12 protein-coding genes are annotated in these 15,462 nt (G+C 58.9%); 3 read left to right on the top strand and 9 right to left on the bottom strand.

The window, feature by feature from the left end:
* Positions 1 to 427 precede the first annotated feature (427 nt).
* The 4 genes from AC5ZFO_RS14475 to AC5ZFO_RS14460 all read right to left on the bottom strand — a co-directional run bounded on the left by AC5ZFO_RS14475 (position 428) and on the right by AC5ZFO_RS14460 (position 5,605).
* Positions 428 to 1,711, bottom strand: coding sequence for a S41 family peptidase (locus tag AC5ZFO_RS14475; protein WP_282523994.1), 1,284 nt, complete (start codon positions 1,709 to 1,711; stop codon positions 428 to 430).
* Positions 1,712 to 2,111: 400 nt separating this feature from the next.
* Positions 2,112 to 3,281, bottom strand: a complete 1,170-nt coding sequence (locus tag AC5ZFO_RS14470; RefSeq protein WP_282523993.1) for a saccharopine dehydrogenase family protein — start codon at positions 3,279 to 3,281, stop codon at positions 2,112 to 2,114.
* Between the two features lie 655 nt (positions 3,282 to 3,936).
* Entirely contained in the window at positions 3,937 to 4,491 is a 555-nt protein-coding gene (locus AC5ZFO_RS14465; protein ID WP_496122183.1) for a thioredoxin family protein, read from the bottom strand.
* A 271-nt stretch (positions 4,492 to 4,762) separates the two neighbouring features.
* Complete coding sequence (locus AC5ZFO_RS14460; protein ID WP_282523991.1) at positions 4,763 to 5,605, bottom strand: DUF1194 domain-containing protein; 843 nt, start codon at positions 5,603 to 5,605, stop codon at positions 4,763 to 4,765.
* 1,161 nt (positions 5,606 to 6,766) lie between these two features.
* Here AC5ZFO_RS14460 and AC5ZFO_RS14455 point away from each other — a divergent pair.
* Positions 6,767 to 6,862, top strand: a complete 96-nt coding sequence (locus tag AC5ZFO_RS14455; RefSeq protein WP_368860679.1) for a hypothetical protein — start codon at positions 6,767 to 6,769, stop codon at positions 6,860 to 6,862.
* 870 nt (positions 6,863 to 7,732) lie between these two features.
* Here AC5ZFO_RS14455 and AC5ZFO_RS14450 read toward each other — a convergent pair.
* Complete coding sequence (locus AC5ZFO_RS14450; RefSeq protein WP_282523990.1) at positions 7,733 to 8,161, bottom strand: hypothetical protein; 429 nt, start codon at positions 8,159 to 8,161, stop codon at positions 7,733 to 7,735.
* Positions 8,162 to 8,374: 213 nt separating this feature from the next.
* Positions 8,375 to 8,722, bottom strand: coding sequence for a hypothetical protein (locus AC5ZFO_RS14445; RefSeq protein WP_496122182.1), 348 nt, complete (start codon positions 8,720 to 8,722; stop codon positions 8,375 to 8,377).
* Between the two features lie 112 nt (positions 8,723 to 8,834).
* Here AC5ZFO_RS14445 and AC5ZFO_RS14440 point away from each other — a divergent pair, with 112 nt between their 5' ends.
* Together AC5ZFO_RS14440 and AC5ZFO_RS14435 are read left to right on the top strand one after the other, a co-directional pair.
* Positions 8,835 to 9,179 (top strand): hypothetical protein, encoded by a 345-nt coding sequence (locus AC5ZFO_RS14440; protein WP_496122181.1) that lies wholly within the window; start codon positions 8,835 to 8,837, stop codon positions 9,177 to 9,179.
* A 400-nt stretch (positions 9,180 to 9,579) separates the two neighbouring features.
* Positions 9,580 to 9,849 (top strand): antibiotic biosynthesis monooxygenase, encoded by a 270-nt coding sequence (locus AC5ZFO_RS14435; protein ID WP_282523987.1) that lies wholly within the window; start codon positions 9,580 to 9,582, stop codon positions 9,847 to 9,849.
* A 166-nt stretch (positions 9,850 to 10,015) separates the two neighbouring features.
* On the opposite strand, the gene AC5ZFO_RS14430 is transcribed toward AC5ZFO_RS14435, so the two are convergent.
* From AC5ZFO_RS14430 to AC5ZFO_RS14420, 3 genes are all read right to left on the bottom strand, one after another.
* Positions 10,016 to 11,293: a complex I NDUFA9 subunit family protein gene (locus AC5ZFO_RS14430; RefSeq protein WP_282523986.1), complete on the bottom strand. Its 1,278-nt coding sequence runs from the start codon at positions 11,291 to 11,293 to the stop codon at positions 10,016 to 10,018.
* A gap of 1,876 nt (positions 11,294 to 13,169) precedes the next feature.
* Complete coding sequence (locus tag AC5ZFO_RS14425) at positions 13,170 to 13,379, bottom strand: PRC-barrel domain-containing protein (protein ID WP_282523985.1); 210 nt, start codon at positions 13,377 to 13,379, stop codon at positions 13,170 to 13,172.
* 1,645 nt (positions 13,380 to 15,024) lie between these two features.
* Complete coding sequence (locus AC5ZFO_RS14420; RefSeq protein ID WP_282523984.1) at positions 15,025 to 15,447, bottom strand: SseB family protein; 423 nt, start codon at positions 15,445 to 15,447, stop codon at positions 15,025 to 15,027.
* Positions 15,448 to 15,462 lie beyond the last annotated feature (15 nt).

Here is a 15,462-nt window from a genome sequence, read left to right as displayed (position 1 = left end):
CTGCCAAGGACAAGAAATCATCCTATTTCGATGTTCGAATACAAAACGCCGCTTCGGGAAACCGAGGCGGCGTTTTTTGTCTCGAGCTCTAGGTCGCTTGGGGTCTTGGGGATCGTCAAATCAGAAGGCTGATTCAAGGCTGCTTTTAGGAGGCAGCCCGTGACGGATCAACGACGAGCACCGGAGCCGCATCTCAGGCCTCATCATCGAGCCCGCCAGCATCTCGAACAAAGATCCGGCGGCAAGGTTCCTCGACAAGACGGTGATGCTGGGCCCGGCTTTGACGGTGGTCTGCACCCGCAGAAGGCGATCGAATGAACTGCGTGCCTAACGACTCTGGGTCAAACTGCGACTTGGCGGGGAGGGCAGCTTTTGGCGCGCAAACCGGACCTAGTCAGGAATGGATCTCTTAGCTGCCTCCCAAGGATCAGTCCACGGACAGGACTGCGATTGCACGATTAAGTTGAGGATCATCTAGACCCATGGAGCCCGGCTCGGCTTGGACCTCGATCGTGGGGGCGACGCCAACGCCTTCCAGCCGCTCGCCGTCGACCTGCACGTCCCCGACCGCGAGCAACAGCAAGCCGCCATCAATGAGAAATGCCGTCGCAGAGAGGACAGCTCCCTCGGTCCGGCTACCGATGACCTCGCCAAGCCGATATTTCTTGAAGCCATAGGCAAGGATTTCCTTGCCGCTGCGGGTGCCACCGTTGACAAGCATGGCGGCAGGCTTGCGCCACTTCACGTTCTCGAGTTCGCTGGCGCCATTGCGATCAGTGACCTGTATCGTCGGCGCTCGCGTGTTGAACAAATCAAGATATCCGGGGATCGCGCCGCCCCAGCCATCGCGCAAGTCCCAGATCAGTGCGTCGGCGCCGTTCAGGGGACTCTGCGATAGAAGATGCTCGAGCGTCCGCTGATACACGGAGCCGGCGTAGCACCAGACATGAACATAGCCGATGCTTCGGCCGTTGGCCGGTATTATACGGGCGCTGGCCCTCAAGCCGTCCAAGAACATCTTGTTGGGCTCAATTTCGACCGGAGTAACCGATATTTGCATAAACGCGCCGGCACGACGCAGCCCCAGCACAACTTCCTTGCCGACCTTGCCACGGAATGATTGTACCGGCTCAAACGGTGCACCATCGGCGAAGACGATCGCATCGCCAGCGAGCAGGCCGGCTTGTTGGGCTAGCGTGCCTTCTATAACACCGGTGATCATGTTGCGACCCTGCGTGTCGAGACGCGAGAGGATGCCGATGCCGGGATAGGAGATACGGCCATTCGGAAAAACACGTTCCAGTCCGCGCCGCCTTAACGCACCAGCAAAGATATCAGAAAGCTGGTAGTACTCTGGTTCGTACGGTGTGTAGTAGCGGGTGTGCGAAGCATGCAGCTCAGAGAGCATGCTATTAATGACGCCGGCCAGCGCCTCTTCGGAACTCGCCCGCGCGGCGTCCGGCAAGTAACGTTCCCGGACGGCCGACCAATCGAGCCCGTCTAGGTGCGGATCGTAAAAACGATCTCGCACGGTCCGCCATACCTCCTCGAACGTGGCGATGCGTGCGGGCACGGCCTGGGATGTGGCCGAATCCGCTGCTTGTTGCTGCTCGGCCCACAACACCGTTGGAGTCAGAGCTGATGCCGCGGCCACTGACGTGAGCCGCAAAAAGTGGCGGCGCGACAGTGCTGAGTTGATTACCTTCTTCATCGTGCAACCTTGCGATGGAGCTCGTCGCTGTCCCGATAATCGGACATTCTCAGAGCCAGAGGGAATGTCTCAAACGGGCCGATATTGTTGCAAAAGTCGATTTTCGCCGATGACCAAAATTCTGCGGGCCGTGGGCGCGACTTTCGCATGCAGGGACCTCACGGCCTCACGCAAAATTCACAGGCGCCTTCGGCAACGCGATTGAGGTCATACGAATCAGCGATCGCTCGCTGCTTAGTGTTTTCGCGGAAAATCTTGAGCCCAGCAACTTTCGACTTTTGCAACACAATCGGCCGAAAGCGGCCATTGAACCGGATTTGAGGCCGCGCACGCCAATCCGCGCTTTTCGTTGGCTACGATCCACGTGATCCAGCACGCCGCTGCAGTTCTGAGCGTTACCTCAACGCGCGTTGAAGGTGAGGCCGGCGCGCTCCTTTAGACGCTTGCGCAACGCCGGACCCATCAGCGCGCCCGGCGTCCAGGTGCCGCCCTCGCCCTGCACGTCGCGCACGAGGCAGAGAGCGCTCTCGGCGATCATCTTGCTGGTCGAGCCGTAGCCCGGATCGCGGTCGCCCGTGACGACCGCCTCGACCCGTCGGCCATCCGGCAACTCGCCCAGGAAGAGGATGTCGTAGAAGCCCTTCGCGCGCTCTTCCCGAGTCGGGCCTGCACCGGGTTTGAGACCGCCGGTCCCGAGCAGGGAAAATATGGTGGCGAAGGTCTCCGTCGTCACGCGACCGATTTCCCCAAATCCGGGCGCGACCATCATCTCGTCGTAAACGAAGTCCGTGCCGTAGGGATGACCCAACAGGAAATTCGTGCGGTGTACGTTCTTGGTGTTGACCGGCGCCATGGGAAACGGCACGAGCCACACGTTCATGCTCGGGTCGTACTCGGGGATAAGGCCCGACGGCTGAGACGGCCCGGTGAACCCCGGTGTCAGCGCGAAGGGATCGGTCAGCAGCCGGATCAGGGCCGGGTCGCGCGCCGCGGTCGCCAACGTCGCCTGGGCGCTCGCTGCGGTGCCGCCCGACATGCCGCCTTTCACCTTGCGCAGGCGGGCTTTAACCCGCCGCGCCGGGTGTCCGAATTTCTCGCGCGCCTTCTCCTGCAACGTGAGCACGCCGAGATCGAACGGGATGGAATCGAAGCCGCAGGAGAAGACGATGCGCGCGCCGGTCCGTTTCGCCTCTTCGTGATGGGCGTCGATCATGCGCCGCATCCATGCCGGTTCGCCGCACAGATCGACATAGCTAGTGCCGGTGGCCGCGCAGGCCGCCACAAGCTCGGGGCCGTAAAGCTGATAAGGCCCGACCGTCGCGATAATCACGGCCGCACGCTCGCACATCGAGCGTAGGCTGGCCGGTTCGCCGGCATCCGCTTTGACCAAAGTCAAATCGTCTGGTGCGCCGATGTCGGCACGCACTTTCTGGAGCTTGTCGGTCGAGCGTCCCGCGATCGCCCAGGACGGAGCATCGTCGCCGCGATAGGACGTCGTCAGATATTCGGCGACGAGACGGCCGGTGTAACCCGTCGCGCCATAGACGATGAGGTCGAAGTCCCGCTTCACGACGTTGGTCCTCCTCGCGACCGGGAGAGCGCTACCCCGTACTCGCACCGGTCTTCCGCCGGCAGGATCGCACCAGCTTGCCTAGCGCGCTCATTCGATCACCTCGTCGGCGCGGGCCGAGCAGGCGCCTAAGAGGTGAGGATGCCAGGCCATTTTGTGCTGTCCCGGAGCCCGGCGAGGACACGAGGACGCGCAGTAAGTGACACTAGAGGGGGCAGCCGCTTTCGTTGAACCGTCCCATCGCATTTGACGGAGGATACCACAGTTCCTGTCTTGGGGCGCGCAACGTCCGGTTGGAGTCAATACGCCATTTTGACCAGGCGAGCCACTTCCCGTCTCCCCCTCGACAAGCGGACAGTTTCCGGGCCGGTTGGCGTGCCCCAAACGGGCCAACAAGAACTCAGGGTGAGCAAATCTGGTCCGAGCGCTCGACAGGAGTCGATCGGTGTCGCAAAAGCGACGCAGCACTGACGGGTCGGATTGCAGGAGCCGAAGCCTCGTGTTGCCCCGGAAGCAGACCTGAAGGAGAAGGGGCGAACGCGACTCCGGCAGCAGCCGCAGGGTCCTCGTGATGCCGCTAGTCAAATCGCACATGTGCAGCAAATGCTGCGCACGCGGCGGTCTCAGATACGAAACCTGTTGACAGGGATCGGCTTCATTCGTCCTTCCATTTGATCGAGCAGCCAATAGACGCCTTTTGGTCAGCCGGCGCAAGACCGGTGGTCGCAATCGCGCGCATGGCCTCGACAAGCTCTCGGGGCGCCCCCGCGCGAGGCGGAGTTGCACGCCCTTCGTCGAGCCGGCCGCGATACTTGAGCTTGCGGTCGGCATTGTAACCGAAGAAGTCCGGCGTACAGACCGCCCCATACGCCCGAGCGACTGTCTGGGTCTCGTCGTGGAGATATGGAAACGGGAAATCATGAGCCTTCGCGAAACGCTTCATATTCTCAAATGAGTCTTCGGGATAGTTCGCCGCATCGTTCGAGCAAACCGCCGCAAAGCCTATGCTCTCCGACATCAGCACGCGGGCGTCTGAAACCATGCGGTCGATCACAGTTTTGACATAGGGACAATGGTTGCAGATGAAGACGACGACGGTGCCTTTTTCGCCCGCAACGTCGTCCAGAGCGTAAATCTTGCCGTCGGTGGCCGGAAGCTGGAACACGGGCGCCGGCGTATCAAGAACGACTTGAGTAGCTGCTGTCGCCATTTCGCACCTCCTTGTGCCCAAATATATGCTGACTACGGCCTGCTGGGGCACAGTTTCCAAAGCCTGCTCGCTAGTCGCGTTGTTTTGGCCATATGTTAGCCATTTCCGGTCGCTCCTTAACAGCCGTCATTGGGACGAGCGCGGGATTTCGTCGGTGTAGGCCACGAACGGACGTTAGCAGCTCCAATGTCCCGACGCGTGGGGCTGCGACCATGATAAACTGCTGTCTAAAGTTTGTTCGCCCGGCGGCTCTGAATGATCGTCTCGACACTCACCGCCGGCCGCGCTCCTGCGATTTTTTTTCGCCGATCAGACAGGGCACCCGGGGCTCTTTCTCGGCGGCTGGGACGATCCCGCTCTCTGGCGTGAGGCCCGCAACTTCGCGAACAAGCTTGGTTCGGATCGCTGCCTGGAATTTTTCGCGATCTTTGATCGTCATGATGAAGGCGCCCGGCCCTCCGATCACGCAGTCCTCGTAATAGAGATCGAGGTTCTCGATATCGGTCGTCGAGAGGGATGGCTCCTTCACCATGATCGGGAGGCCGTTGATGATGATGCCTTTCTCCAGGGCAGCGTCGCGCGCGCCGGTTACGGGGGCTCCGTCGTTGTTCGGCCCATCGCCGGAAATGTCGATGACGCGCCGCAACCCGCGATACGGATTCTCTTCGAACAGCTGCAGTGCGAAATTAATCGCACCGGAAATTGAGGTACTCGAACCTCGGCGAACCGGTGTTTTCATGATCTCGGAGGCCACGGCATCCGCCGATTCCGGGCCATCGATCACGCGCCAGGGAATGATGATCTTGTCGTCGCCCGACATCGACCACTCGAAATAGGTCATGGCCACCTTGTTGCCCGGAACAGCACTCAGCGCCTGCAGGAAGTCTTTCGACACGATGGCCTGTGCATAGCCTTCGCGCTGAATGGCAAGTTCGTCCATGTCCATCGAATAGGAGACGTCGACGGCGATAACGAGCTCGACATTGACGGATGATACTTTGTGTTTGGTGTCGGCGAATTGAGATTTCGAGCTCGGCGCGGCAATGCTGGCAACGTCACCTCCGACGATCGTCCCCGCAACAAGCACCGCCCCGACCGAGACACACCAGCGCATGGCGGCCCTCCCGTCCTTTCACGAGCATGGTGACACCCAAAACGCGCTCCGAAAAGCGGAAACATGCAATTGCCGTTCACGTTCGCAGCAATTGAGGCTTGCTCTGGACGATGAGTAGAAGCCCGGAGCTGCCTCGTGCTTCCAGAAAGAGCCGGATCGCGCCAACTCCAAAAGCTTTGCCTGTCACGGATGAGACTCCCCAGGTTCCAGTTGGCAAGATGACTGAGCAGGATCTCAATGCCCTCGTTGCCTGGTTGCGCACCATTCCGCCGATCGAACAGGGGTGATCTTCCTTCGAATGCCGAACGTCGCAGATGGGGTCGACGCTGGCGCAGGACAGGGAAGTGATTAGGAAAGAACGGCGAGCCTAGCTTTCTAAGTCCACAAAAGGGGGCGGCACTCAAGGCGGCGAACGCGAGCGTCATGCACGAGGCCGGCAAGAGACGCGACGCGTAGAATCGGGCCCCCGGAATCGAGCGGCGCAATTTCGATAGGGAAAAAGGGAAGGCACGCGTTTTCCGCAAAATTGCGGGACTCACACCAAACTTAACCGTTTTGCTCAACGTTAATTCGTACCCGTTGTTGTTGATCGAGACGAAACCGGACACTCTTATTGAGCAATCGCATTGTTTGACTGTCGCGCCATGGTCTCGAAAGCAATGAAACGAATGAAGCGGCCAAGGTTGAAAATGTCCGAAACGAAGTGTTCGGCATGCGGCGGCACGGGGCATGAGCCAGGTGAGCAACTGCAGGGCGGTCGCAGAATTTACCCGCCTAAGTGCAAGGTCTGCGAAGGCAAGGGCCGGGTGAAAGAGACCGCCAACTGAGGCGGGCGAACTCGACGAAGCGGTCTACGCCAACACCTCGCTGCGGCGACCCATGCCGCGCATTGTTGAAATTCGGGGGTTCCGCTACTCCGCGCTTTTGGGAATTTTCCAATGGGCTAACTGGGTATTGCGTTGGTGGTTGGCGGCATGGCTCTTCTTCTCGGCGGCCCGATAGTTGCCCTTTCCCCAGAAAGAGGGAGCCGCCAAAGGAGTCGTTTGAAGAAGCCGGCTACTGACCATCGGGCGGACCAGCGAGGGCCGCACGCGTGCCAAGGCCAAGGGTAAGCAGTTCGGCCGCCCAGCACGCTTGAGCGGCCACTAGCAGGCGGAAGCGATCCAGCGTCATCATGACGGTGAGAGCGTCGGCGAGCTGGCGCGATCTTACGGGGTCCACCACTCGATCATCTCGTGTCTGGCCACCGAGGTTTAGAGGGGGGAGGGGTTCTCCATCCGGGCCCGAATTCGAGGGCGGGCGGCGGGTAATATTCTATTTTTCCGAGAATGCAGACGTTCGGGAATACCGTAAATTATAGGGGGCTGCGTCCATCATTGGCCTCAATTGCATCGACAAATTGCGTTACTGATTTGTCAGTGAGCCAGCGTCTCGCAAGCGGTCGGTCTTTCTGGCCTTTGAACTCACAACTCACCGACGCGAGTGGCGTGCAATGGGGCCCGGCCTAGCCGGGCCTTTTGTACTTCGTGGCTGCCCTCACTTCACCGTGGACCTGCCGCGCCGCATCGCGATCAGGGCCGTGCTTGGCGCAAATTCACAAATTTTTGGCTTGAACGGCCAAGATTCAAATCGACCTTTCTACTATGGCGACCCAGTCGGCCCCACACCGGGGTGCACTTCGACCGGAGATCGATGACCAAGCAGCCACCATTGCGCGTCTTTTTCAGTTGCTTGTTTTGCGGTGCGCTTAATAGCGCTCTCCAGGTAAAACGACCGTTCGTGGGAAGCGGGCGCCTCGATTGTAAAGCGCGCGGGCGGACACTCCATCGATGGTGGGGCACATACGACTTTACAGATCGGATGGGGTCGCTCGACTCGTAGCGAGCGGCTTCGCCGACGCGATCGCTGCAAGCTAAACCGCCGCGCAGTATCCCGGCCTCCGGCACGGCGCCAAGCCCTAAAAGGCGCCGTCGCGACATCGATAATCGATGCAGGTTCGAGCGAGGACCAGCAGCGAGTCGCCTATCACATGCGCAGAGCCGGCCATGCGTTCGAGGTGGTCGACAGCGTCGATCAGGTTATCGAGTGGTTGAAGCACCACGGCTTACCGCAGAGGAAAAATCGCGTTCATCGCTTGAGAATATATCCGGTCAAGTCGATCTTCCGCATGATCAACAACTGCATCGCGATATCTTCAACACCGCTCGCGTGAGCCTTGAGAAGGTCCCAGGCGCGTTGATGTCCCTTGTCACGCAAAACGTCACCGTCAGCGTCGTTGACATTTCTGATTAGCTCCAGGACGAGGACATGGTCACCAAAAGTCGCGAGATCGTGCGTCGGGGCATTAAACATGTCGTTTGCGTTCATCCCGCCAACGCAGAGAGCGATCCTGTCCTCGATAGGCAGGTGATCGGCTGGCTCGACGTCGGTGGCACCTGAATGGTCCTCTGGAACAACTTCGACGCGGGCGACCCGCAAGCCGAGTGCCAGCGCGACCACGGCATGGCCGGCTTCGTGATAAGCCGCGCCGAGAAAGTCATCGTCGCCATCGTTCATCGCCGTCCCCCGTCCCGGTTCATCACACCGCGCACATGCTCATGGCCGTCGCCGCCGATCAACGCCTGACGCCGAACCATGCTTCGCTTTTGCCACCGAGCACCGCGCAGTGAGCAAAGCGACATTGCGCGAGGCCGTGACCATTTTACTAAAGATGGCCGTTTAACCGTGTATCGTGCTTTCGATATCAGCGACGCTTAGAGAGCGATATCGTCAGCGCTGACTAAACATGCTGTTCCTGAAAGTGCCAAAGCCAGCGCGGCCACGGACTGAGGATGGCACATGATCAAGCATTCCACAGATGGCCTGCTGTTTTTTGAAGGCCGAGAATTGAGCATTACTGCTTACGGCGTTAGCCGGACACACGCCAAAATCCACGCGGATGGGCTGGGTCTTCTTCCAATACACTTCTACATCACGCTTGACGGCTTTCTTACAGTTGCAAAATGTCGGCTCGTGTGGAGATGGCGGGACGATATCAGTGTCCTCTTTGAAAGATGGCTTGATATCCGCCAACGTATCGCGCTTGATCAAGCAGGTGCTTGTGAAGCCGGTGATCATCGATCCAGATAGGTGATGGCCGATGCACCGCTCGCACCGAAGCCGGCCAAGCGCGGCTGGTTGGGCGGGTGGCTGTTTGAAACCAGCCAACGGGGAGATTTAATCGTCGCCGATGTTGGGCATGCGCTGGCAGGCCCAGAACAGCGGGGCAAAGCAGACATCCTGCCGCAAGGCCGCGACCTCCGAGTTTGACCCGGAACGGACCTCGTCAAGCGAACGCACCCGTTGCAGACGATCTGTACAACGCGTACCGTCGCCGATGCTGATGCAAGGAACCCCAATGACTGATCGAGAAAAGATTCTAATTGCCCTTCGCGAAAAGCCTCTGAAGGTTTTCGAAATCATGAAGCGCGTGAACATAAAGCATCAGGACGACTGCCAATCGCTCCTGTTGAAGATGCGTGACGACGGCGCCGTGAAGTTCGATATTCACAGGGGACATTGGCTCGCTGCGTGACAACGTTCGCTTGGTCACCAGCGGCTGGTAGAGTTGCCTCCAAGTTCCTTTCAGCGGAGAGAACGACTAGCCGCCTTCGGGCGGTTCTTTCTTTTGGCGGCATCAGTTGGGTAACTTCCGTTGGTCACTTTTCAGAAATGGCCTAGGGCTGCGGGATGTCCGTTCGCAGGGGTAAACCTGACCCTAACGGATTAAAGTGCCGACTTCCGAAATTGACCCGAAGCGGACATCCGACTTATGAGGCCGTTCTATCGGACAAAGGGCAAACCTCCGATGGCATCAGTGCAACCCGGAAATGAAATAGCTCCAAGCGATGGCCAGTATTATGCTGGTGCTACTGGACGTGCTGTTTCAAGCGTTCGTGAAAAGATTGTTACGACCAGTCAGGGAGGAACATCTGATGACGACTATGTTTGTTAGACACACGGTTTCCGACTACAAGACTTGGCGGAGGGCTTACGACGATTTTGCTCCGGTTCAGAAGGCGAAGGGCGTAACAGCCGAGGCTGTCTACCGAGCAGTCGAAGATCCCAATGACATCACAGTAACTCACGAGTTTTCCACGATTGAAGCTGCGCAGGCCTTCGCGGAGAGTGCTGAATTGAAGAATGCCATGCAGAATGCGGGAGTGGCGGGAGCTCCAACGATTTGGTTTACCAACAAGGCGTGAAGTATTGATCCCGGCCAAGTACCGGGATTTGTTTTGCTGTGGTGTGCCATGTCGCCTGTTGACCCTGAGCTGACCGTCGATCTTTCGCGCCTAGTGCGCGACCCCGGAGGCAAGCCCCTTTCCGACATCAGTAGTCACATCGTGACACGGTAACGAAGTCGCAACCCTACCTGGCCCGACCCTTACTTGTGTTTTGAGCTTCCTCGTTTGTATGCTTGAGCATCGCCTTGAGTTCTTCTTCGAGCGATCGCGGCGAAATTCCGAGTGAACCGAATCCCGGCCGGCTGCCCGAGACCATCGTGTCGATCTGCATAAGCTCAACCTGATTGCGCGTGAGTGGCGGGTGCGGCAGGATCTCAGCGAGGCCGGCGGCGGCATTCCAGAAAGCAAAGGGCACTCGCACCAGGATTGGCTGCAATCCGGCGGTGCGCGCAATGGTCCGCAACAGCTCCCCGTATGAGTAAACGCGCGGGCCGGCCAGTTCGTAGATAGGATACGGTCTTTGTGTTTGCCGCAGGACTTGTGCGATCGCCGCGGCGACGTCGTCCGCGTACACCGGCTGAAGCCTCGTCCTGCCGTCGCCGAATATCGGATAAGCCGGCAGGGTCCGAAGCAGCCCAAGAATTGTCGTGAGAAAGGCGTCGTCCGGCGCGAACATTACCGCCGGGCGGATAACGACTGCGCCAGGGAATGCCGCTTGCACAGCCACCTCGCCCTCGCCGCGATTGCGAATATAGGGCGAAGGCGATGTGGGGTCAGCGCCTATTCCTGATAGGTGCACAAACCGTTTGATCCCGGCCCGCCGTGCCACTCCGGCGATCCTGGCGGCCGCTTCGACGTGCACCGAATGAAATGTGTCGCCTCCATGCTCGGTGTAAAGGCTGATCGCGTTGACGACGCCGTCGGCACCCATAACGGCGGCCTCTACAGAGCGCTCGTCATGTGCATCAGCGATGACCTGTTCCGCGTTGTCGCCCTCGGCCCGCGCAGGATGCCGTGAGGCTATGCGCACCGTGACGGTGGAGACGCTCAAATGGCGCACAACGCGACGACCAACGAAGCCGGTCCCCCCAAACACGGTCACGCGGTTCATTCCCCGGTCCATCCCACGATCCTGCGCAAAGTTCTGTATTGACCCGCCGAGCGCCGCGCGCACTACCTCAGCGGCCTCCGCCGGCGAGCTGCCTTTGTTGAGATGATGCGAGATCACATCAATCAAAATTTGCGCTGCAGGGCCGACCGTTTGCCACTCTTTCCTAGCTTGATCGATCAGCGGCTGCGCCTCATTATAGAGCGTTTCCGCCTGTTCGATGATCGGATGTGCCTTACTGAGAAGATCGATCAGCGCCTTGGTCGCTGGCAATGACCGCTCAATTTGTTCAAGCTGCGCGTCGCTGAGACCGGAAACGTGACCAATGGCTTCAATGAGCAAGTGTTTCAGCATAGCGCAACCTTGCTGGTAGCGACGCACTAACTCAGGGCAACCAAGCGAAAGTGGGCACGGCTCGGGGGTGTGTCAGTTTTTGTCTCAGCCGACCGGGCCCGGCCGCCAAGCCCTCAGAGCTTGAAACAATCGCGCGCAATGGTGGCTGATATTTGATCCACATCGATTATGTCCAGCATCTGGACCCAAATTTCCGTTAGCTGCCTTGGACAAGGCCTTTGGGGAGTGCAAGGCTGACAAGTCTTGGAACGTCCTAGAAAACACGACGTCGGGCCACTCTGTTAGGACACATCCGGCGGGGCCGCCTTGCCGAATGAGGCGCGGTATTGAGAACTGTCCTTATGGACAGATAGGCTCAGTGCCCAAGTCGAACTGCTTGAAGTGGTGGATACGGGTCGGCGGTGCCGCTAGTCCGAGGACGAGAGTTCAAGGTAGTCCTAGAGAGCTCACAAGCACCTCGGCAGATGACCGCTACGGCGCGGCGACACGGTCTCTCGCGCTCCTTGTTGCTCCGACGGCGATGGTTGTTTCGCCCTGAGCCGAAGGACGCCGTCGCGCAACAAATGGGCCTCGCAGCATGTCCGCCGCGGCGGGCAACGAGCGATCTCTCGTCGGCGCTTGCGATCATCCTGGCGGGGTATTTCGAGCCTAAGCGCTTCGCCGGGTAGCACGCGCTTCGCGCTACTAGGAAGAGTCGCCGCGCCGGCTGCGCCCCGCTCGGAATGCGCCCGCGAGATTATCTCCGGGTCAACCGCCTGAACGTTAGTTCGCAATTACACCAAGGACCGGGCCCATAAGCGTCATATGCAGGTGCATACCCGCCGTAACCGGGCACAGCATAGGCGCCGCAGTTGTAGTATTCCCCGTACCCGGGTTCAGGGCAGCCTCGATACCCATAGTATCTGTGTATCTGTCGCCTGGCCCTGGATAATACCCAGGTGCATACCCACCGTAGTAGCCATAGCCCGGCCCCCAGGCATATGCACCTCCGATCACGGCTCCCGCGATCAATCCGCCAGCGAGAGCGGGACCAAATCCGCCGCGCCAACCACCTCCTGCAAACCCACCATGAAACCCGCCCCCATGAAAGCCACCACCGCCGAACCCACCCCGCGCGGAAGCGCTCGTCGGCGCGAGCGCAACGGCTACAGCAACGAACGCGATAAGAGCTTTTCTGAGCATGAAAACCTCCCTGGTTCAGGAGCATGTCAAAGCTAAACGCCACAATGTCTGTTTGGTTGCCCGAGACTGGCCGGCGGCTCCCTTGATTTGGCATGGCCCGCGGCGTGTCGTTGTGGAGCTCCTCGCAGAAGCCACCCTTGCCGACGTAGCTCGACTTAGCCGGTGGGGCAGGTGCCGGTCCTCTGGATGCGTTCCCCATCCGTGGCCAGCCTCAGCAGGACGAGTTGCCTGTCAGGACGTTGACCTTGCTGAAGCGGAAATCAAAGCCGTACGAAGTAATCGAATGACTTTAGATGTTTGCTGCGGTGCACGAGTCCGAAGATGGCCCATCGCTTCAGTTGGCGTAGTGCCACGCGATGTCTGAAGTTGATGGCAAACCGGAAGTAGCTGGCCGACTGCAAAAACGACGCGATTGACCCGAAGCGGGCCTTGCTTTAGGCCGCCTCGGATATCCGCGCCGCTCGCATCTCGCGCCGTCTGCGTTTGGAGCTGAAACATTTTCTAGCCTGAATGATTTACTCCCGGGGCTTCGCAAGATGCGAGGCATTCATGAACCCTCTTTCGGCGAGCGACGTGTTTCTTACGGTCGCGGTTATGAGCACGACGTTCCTGATTTGAGATCGGGTTTTTCATCCTGATCGGAATGTTCTGAAATAGCGCGCTATTGGGGGTGGTGCGCAGCAGGGTGCGAAGGCTAGTTCTCCTCGAATTTGATGGTTGAGACCGGCCATCTTCCGTCATGACCTTTGATTGAAATCCGAAGCCCGTGCAATTCATCCAGCCAAACGTTCTCGACCGTGCCTGCCTTTCCGTCGGTAAGGACGACGGTTTTGCCAATCAATTCGGATTGCGCCTTACCGTACTCATTCAAAATCGTCGATGCATGAAGCTTCACCGGCGGCATCGTTCATCCATATTCGGCCGAGCCGACTGCGGCTCAACCGCGCGGCTTGTTCCAGTGCTCGGCCGCTTCCAATTCGCGGAGCCGATCGATTTGCGCTCTAAGGCTCGCCGGTAGTTCCGGCTCTGGTTTCAGCGACGCGCGTAATCTCTCGCCGATCTCTCGAACGATGGCCCAACTGTGTATGTGGTCAATGTCAATCCGGTTGCGCATGATGGAGCCCCTGGTTCCTCAGCACGCCGTGCGCTCCCCCCGCAACCGATCAGGGCACTGCTGGCGATTTTGGATAAAACGGGAGACCGCCGCATTTGGCTATCTGCGCGAGCGCTTGTACTGAGAACAGCGGGTCGATGACCGCGACCTTTGGCTATCCCGCGACGTGCGCCGTGTTACTACCGGCGAGCGACGGTCTCGTGTTCTCTAAAGCCTTGCAGGCGCTTTCGTTCCTTGCTGGTCTGATCGCGACGCGATGTTCCATTTGGAAGGAGGAATCTACCCGAGCCGCTAGTCAGGGGGCGCCATGGCGGCACTTCCTGATGCGGCCGAAGACATCGAGCCCCAGCGCGGGGAACCATTTCTGAGAGTGCCGGGTTAGTTCATGGGGCGATAAAGGGGACCATCGTCATGAGGACCAAATATCTCGCTGCGATTGCGATAGCTGTTCTTGCTTGTAGTGGGCTGGTCGTGAATTCAGTCGGCTCGCTTCATCGCGAAAAGCAGTCCGCGCCGGCCGCCATACAAGTGGCGGACCGATTAGCTGGGTCCTTGGATCCGTATTTGATACGGTCTGGTGGCTAAAACGGCCGGTGTAACTCAGAAATGCATTGGCGGCGCTGCTTTAAGTCATGGGGCATCGCGCCCGTTCGGCAAGCAAGGCTGTAACGCCTTTGCCTCACATCCCATCGCGCTCGCATCCATACGTCGCATTCCTCGTCTGTCGGATTGAACGCTGCCTCTGCCTACGCCGCAACTTCGTGTCCGTTACTTCCGGTATTGGCCCATCGCTTCGGTTGGCGTAGTGCCGCGCGATGTCTGAAGTTGACGGCAGACCGGAAGTAGCTGGCCGACTGCAAAAACGACGCGATTGGACCCGTTCCGGACATTCGATAAGCACCGGAAGCCACGCGGGCGACAATGACTTTGGTAGGCGTCGTTTGAACAACTCTGTCTCAGGCGCAGGATTTGATAAGGTATCGTAGGTTTGGTTGGTGTGGGGAAAGGCGGTGAATCATGATCCGCTTTCCCCCGCGCTCTGGTCGACCGAGACCTGTCATTCCGACAGAGACAAAATCAATAGAAGGTTCAATGCAGGTCTGGCGGTTCAATTGTTGGAATAGGCGTTGAGTTTCCTCGCAAATCATACGCCTCTTAATCAGCGGTGTTGTCGGATTTCGCGTTGTGCACCGGCTATAGAGCCGAGGACCCCAGCTCTCCAGTAATCCTTCATTCCAGTCTGGCTCGCCGTTCTCTGACGAGCGGTCTTAAGCGGATGATTGAAGCAGATATCGAAGTCCGGACGGGTGTGGCGAAAGGCTGTAGCGCTCTCCCGCTACGAATTCTGCGTCCGGCTGAGTGCGAGAGCGACGAATTCGACCCGGCCTGCAGTGCGGGCTGGTCGTGCCGATACATTGTTGCGCAAGCACCGCGCCTATCGCGCGGACTTGATCGGCATGTCAAAGATCTCGCCACTCATGAGGAGAGCGATCTCGGCGGCGGGCAGTGGCTTCTGACATTCGGACAACGGATTGAGCCAGAAATTAGAGTCAGGCAACATTTCGAACAGATTGCGCGCAGCGGCGCCAAGGCACACTTCAGGCTGTTTTATATAGTCGTGGATGCGTTTCTTTGAGGTGAAGGTGGGGTGCCATCTCATGTTCTTGAAATCGACCGTTGCAACGTTGATCTCCTCCTGAAATTTGAGCGAGCGACGGCGTCCAGGTTTCATCGGCGCTTCCGGCGTCAGAATGTAGATCTCCGTCTCGAGCAACGCGCGATAGAATGCGGGAACGATGCTGGCGTCCCTTGCGGCAGCCTGCATCAGGGCTTCGAGACTGTTTTCCGGTTCAAACATGGCGACACTCCCAAT

It is taken from the genome of Bradyrhizobium sp. Unk1, assembly GCF_059512345.1.
Note: the sequence above shows the minus strand (reverse complement) of the source record. Positions and strands in the feature narration are given on the sequence as shown.

Bases quoted from the DNA above. Each gene is read 5' to 3' on its own strand.
- AC5ZFO_RS14435 (WP_282523987.1), top strand. From the start codon at position 9,580: ATGACGACTATGTTTGTTAGACACACGGTTTCCGACTACAAGACTTGG.
- AC5ZFO_RS14425 (WP_282523985.1), bottom strand. From the start codon at position 13,379: ATGCCGCCGGTGAAGCTTCATGCATCGACGATTTTGAATGAGTACGGT.
- AC5ZFO_RS14430 (WP_282523986.1), bottom strand. From the start codon at position 11,293: ATGCTGAAACACTTGCTCATTGAAGCCATTGGTCACGTTTCCGGTCTC.
- AC5ZFO_RS14465 (WP_496122183.1), bottom strand. From the start codon at position 4,491: ATGGCGACAGCAGCTACTCAAGTCGTTCTTGATACGCCGGCGCCCGTG.
- AC5ZFO_RS14440 (WP_496122181.1), top strand. From the start codon at position 8,835: ATGTTGGGCATGCGCTGGCAGGCCCAGAACAGCGGGGCAAAGCAGACA.
- AC5ZFO_RS14475 (WP_282523994.1), bottom strand. From the start codon at position 1,711: ATGAAGAAGGTAATCAACTCAGCACTGTCGCGCCGCCACTTTTTGCGG.
- AC5ZFO_RS14450 (WP_282523990.1), bottom strand. From the start codon at position 8,161: ATGAACGATGGCGACGATGACTTTCTCGGCGCGGCTTATCACGAAGCC.
- AC5ZFO_RS14420 (WP_282523984.1), bottom strand. From the start codon at position 15,447: ATGTTTGAACCGGAAAACAGTCTCGAAGCCCTGATGCAGGCTGCCGCA.
- AC5ZFO_RS14445 (WP_496122182.1), bottom strand. From the start codon at position 8,722: ATGATCACCGGCTTCACAAGCACCTGCTTGATCAAGCGCGATACGTTG.
- AC5ZFO_RS14460 (WP_282523991.1), bottom strand. From the start codon at position 5,605: ATGCGCTGGTGTGTCTCGGTCGGGGCGGTGCTTGTTGCGGGGACGATC.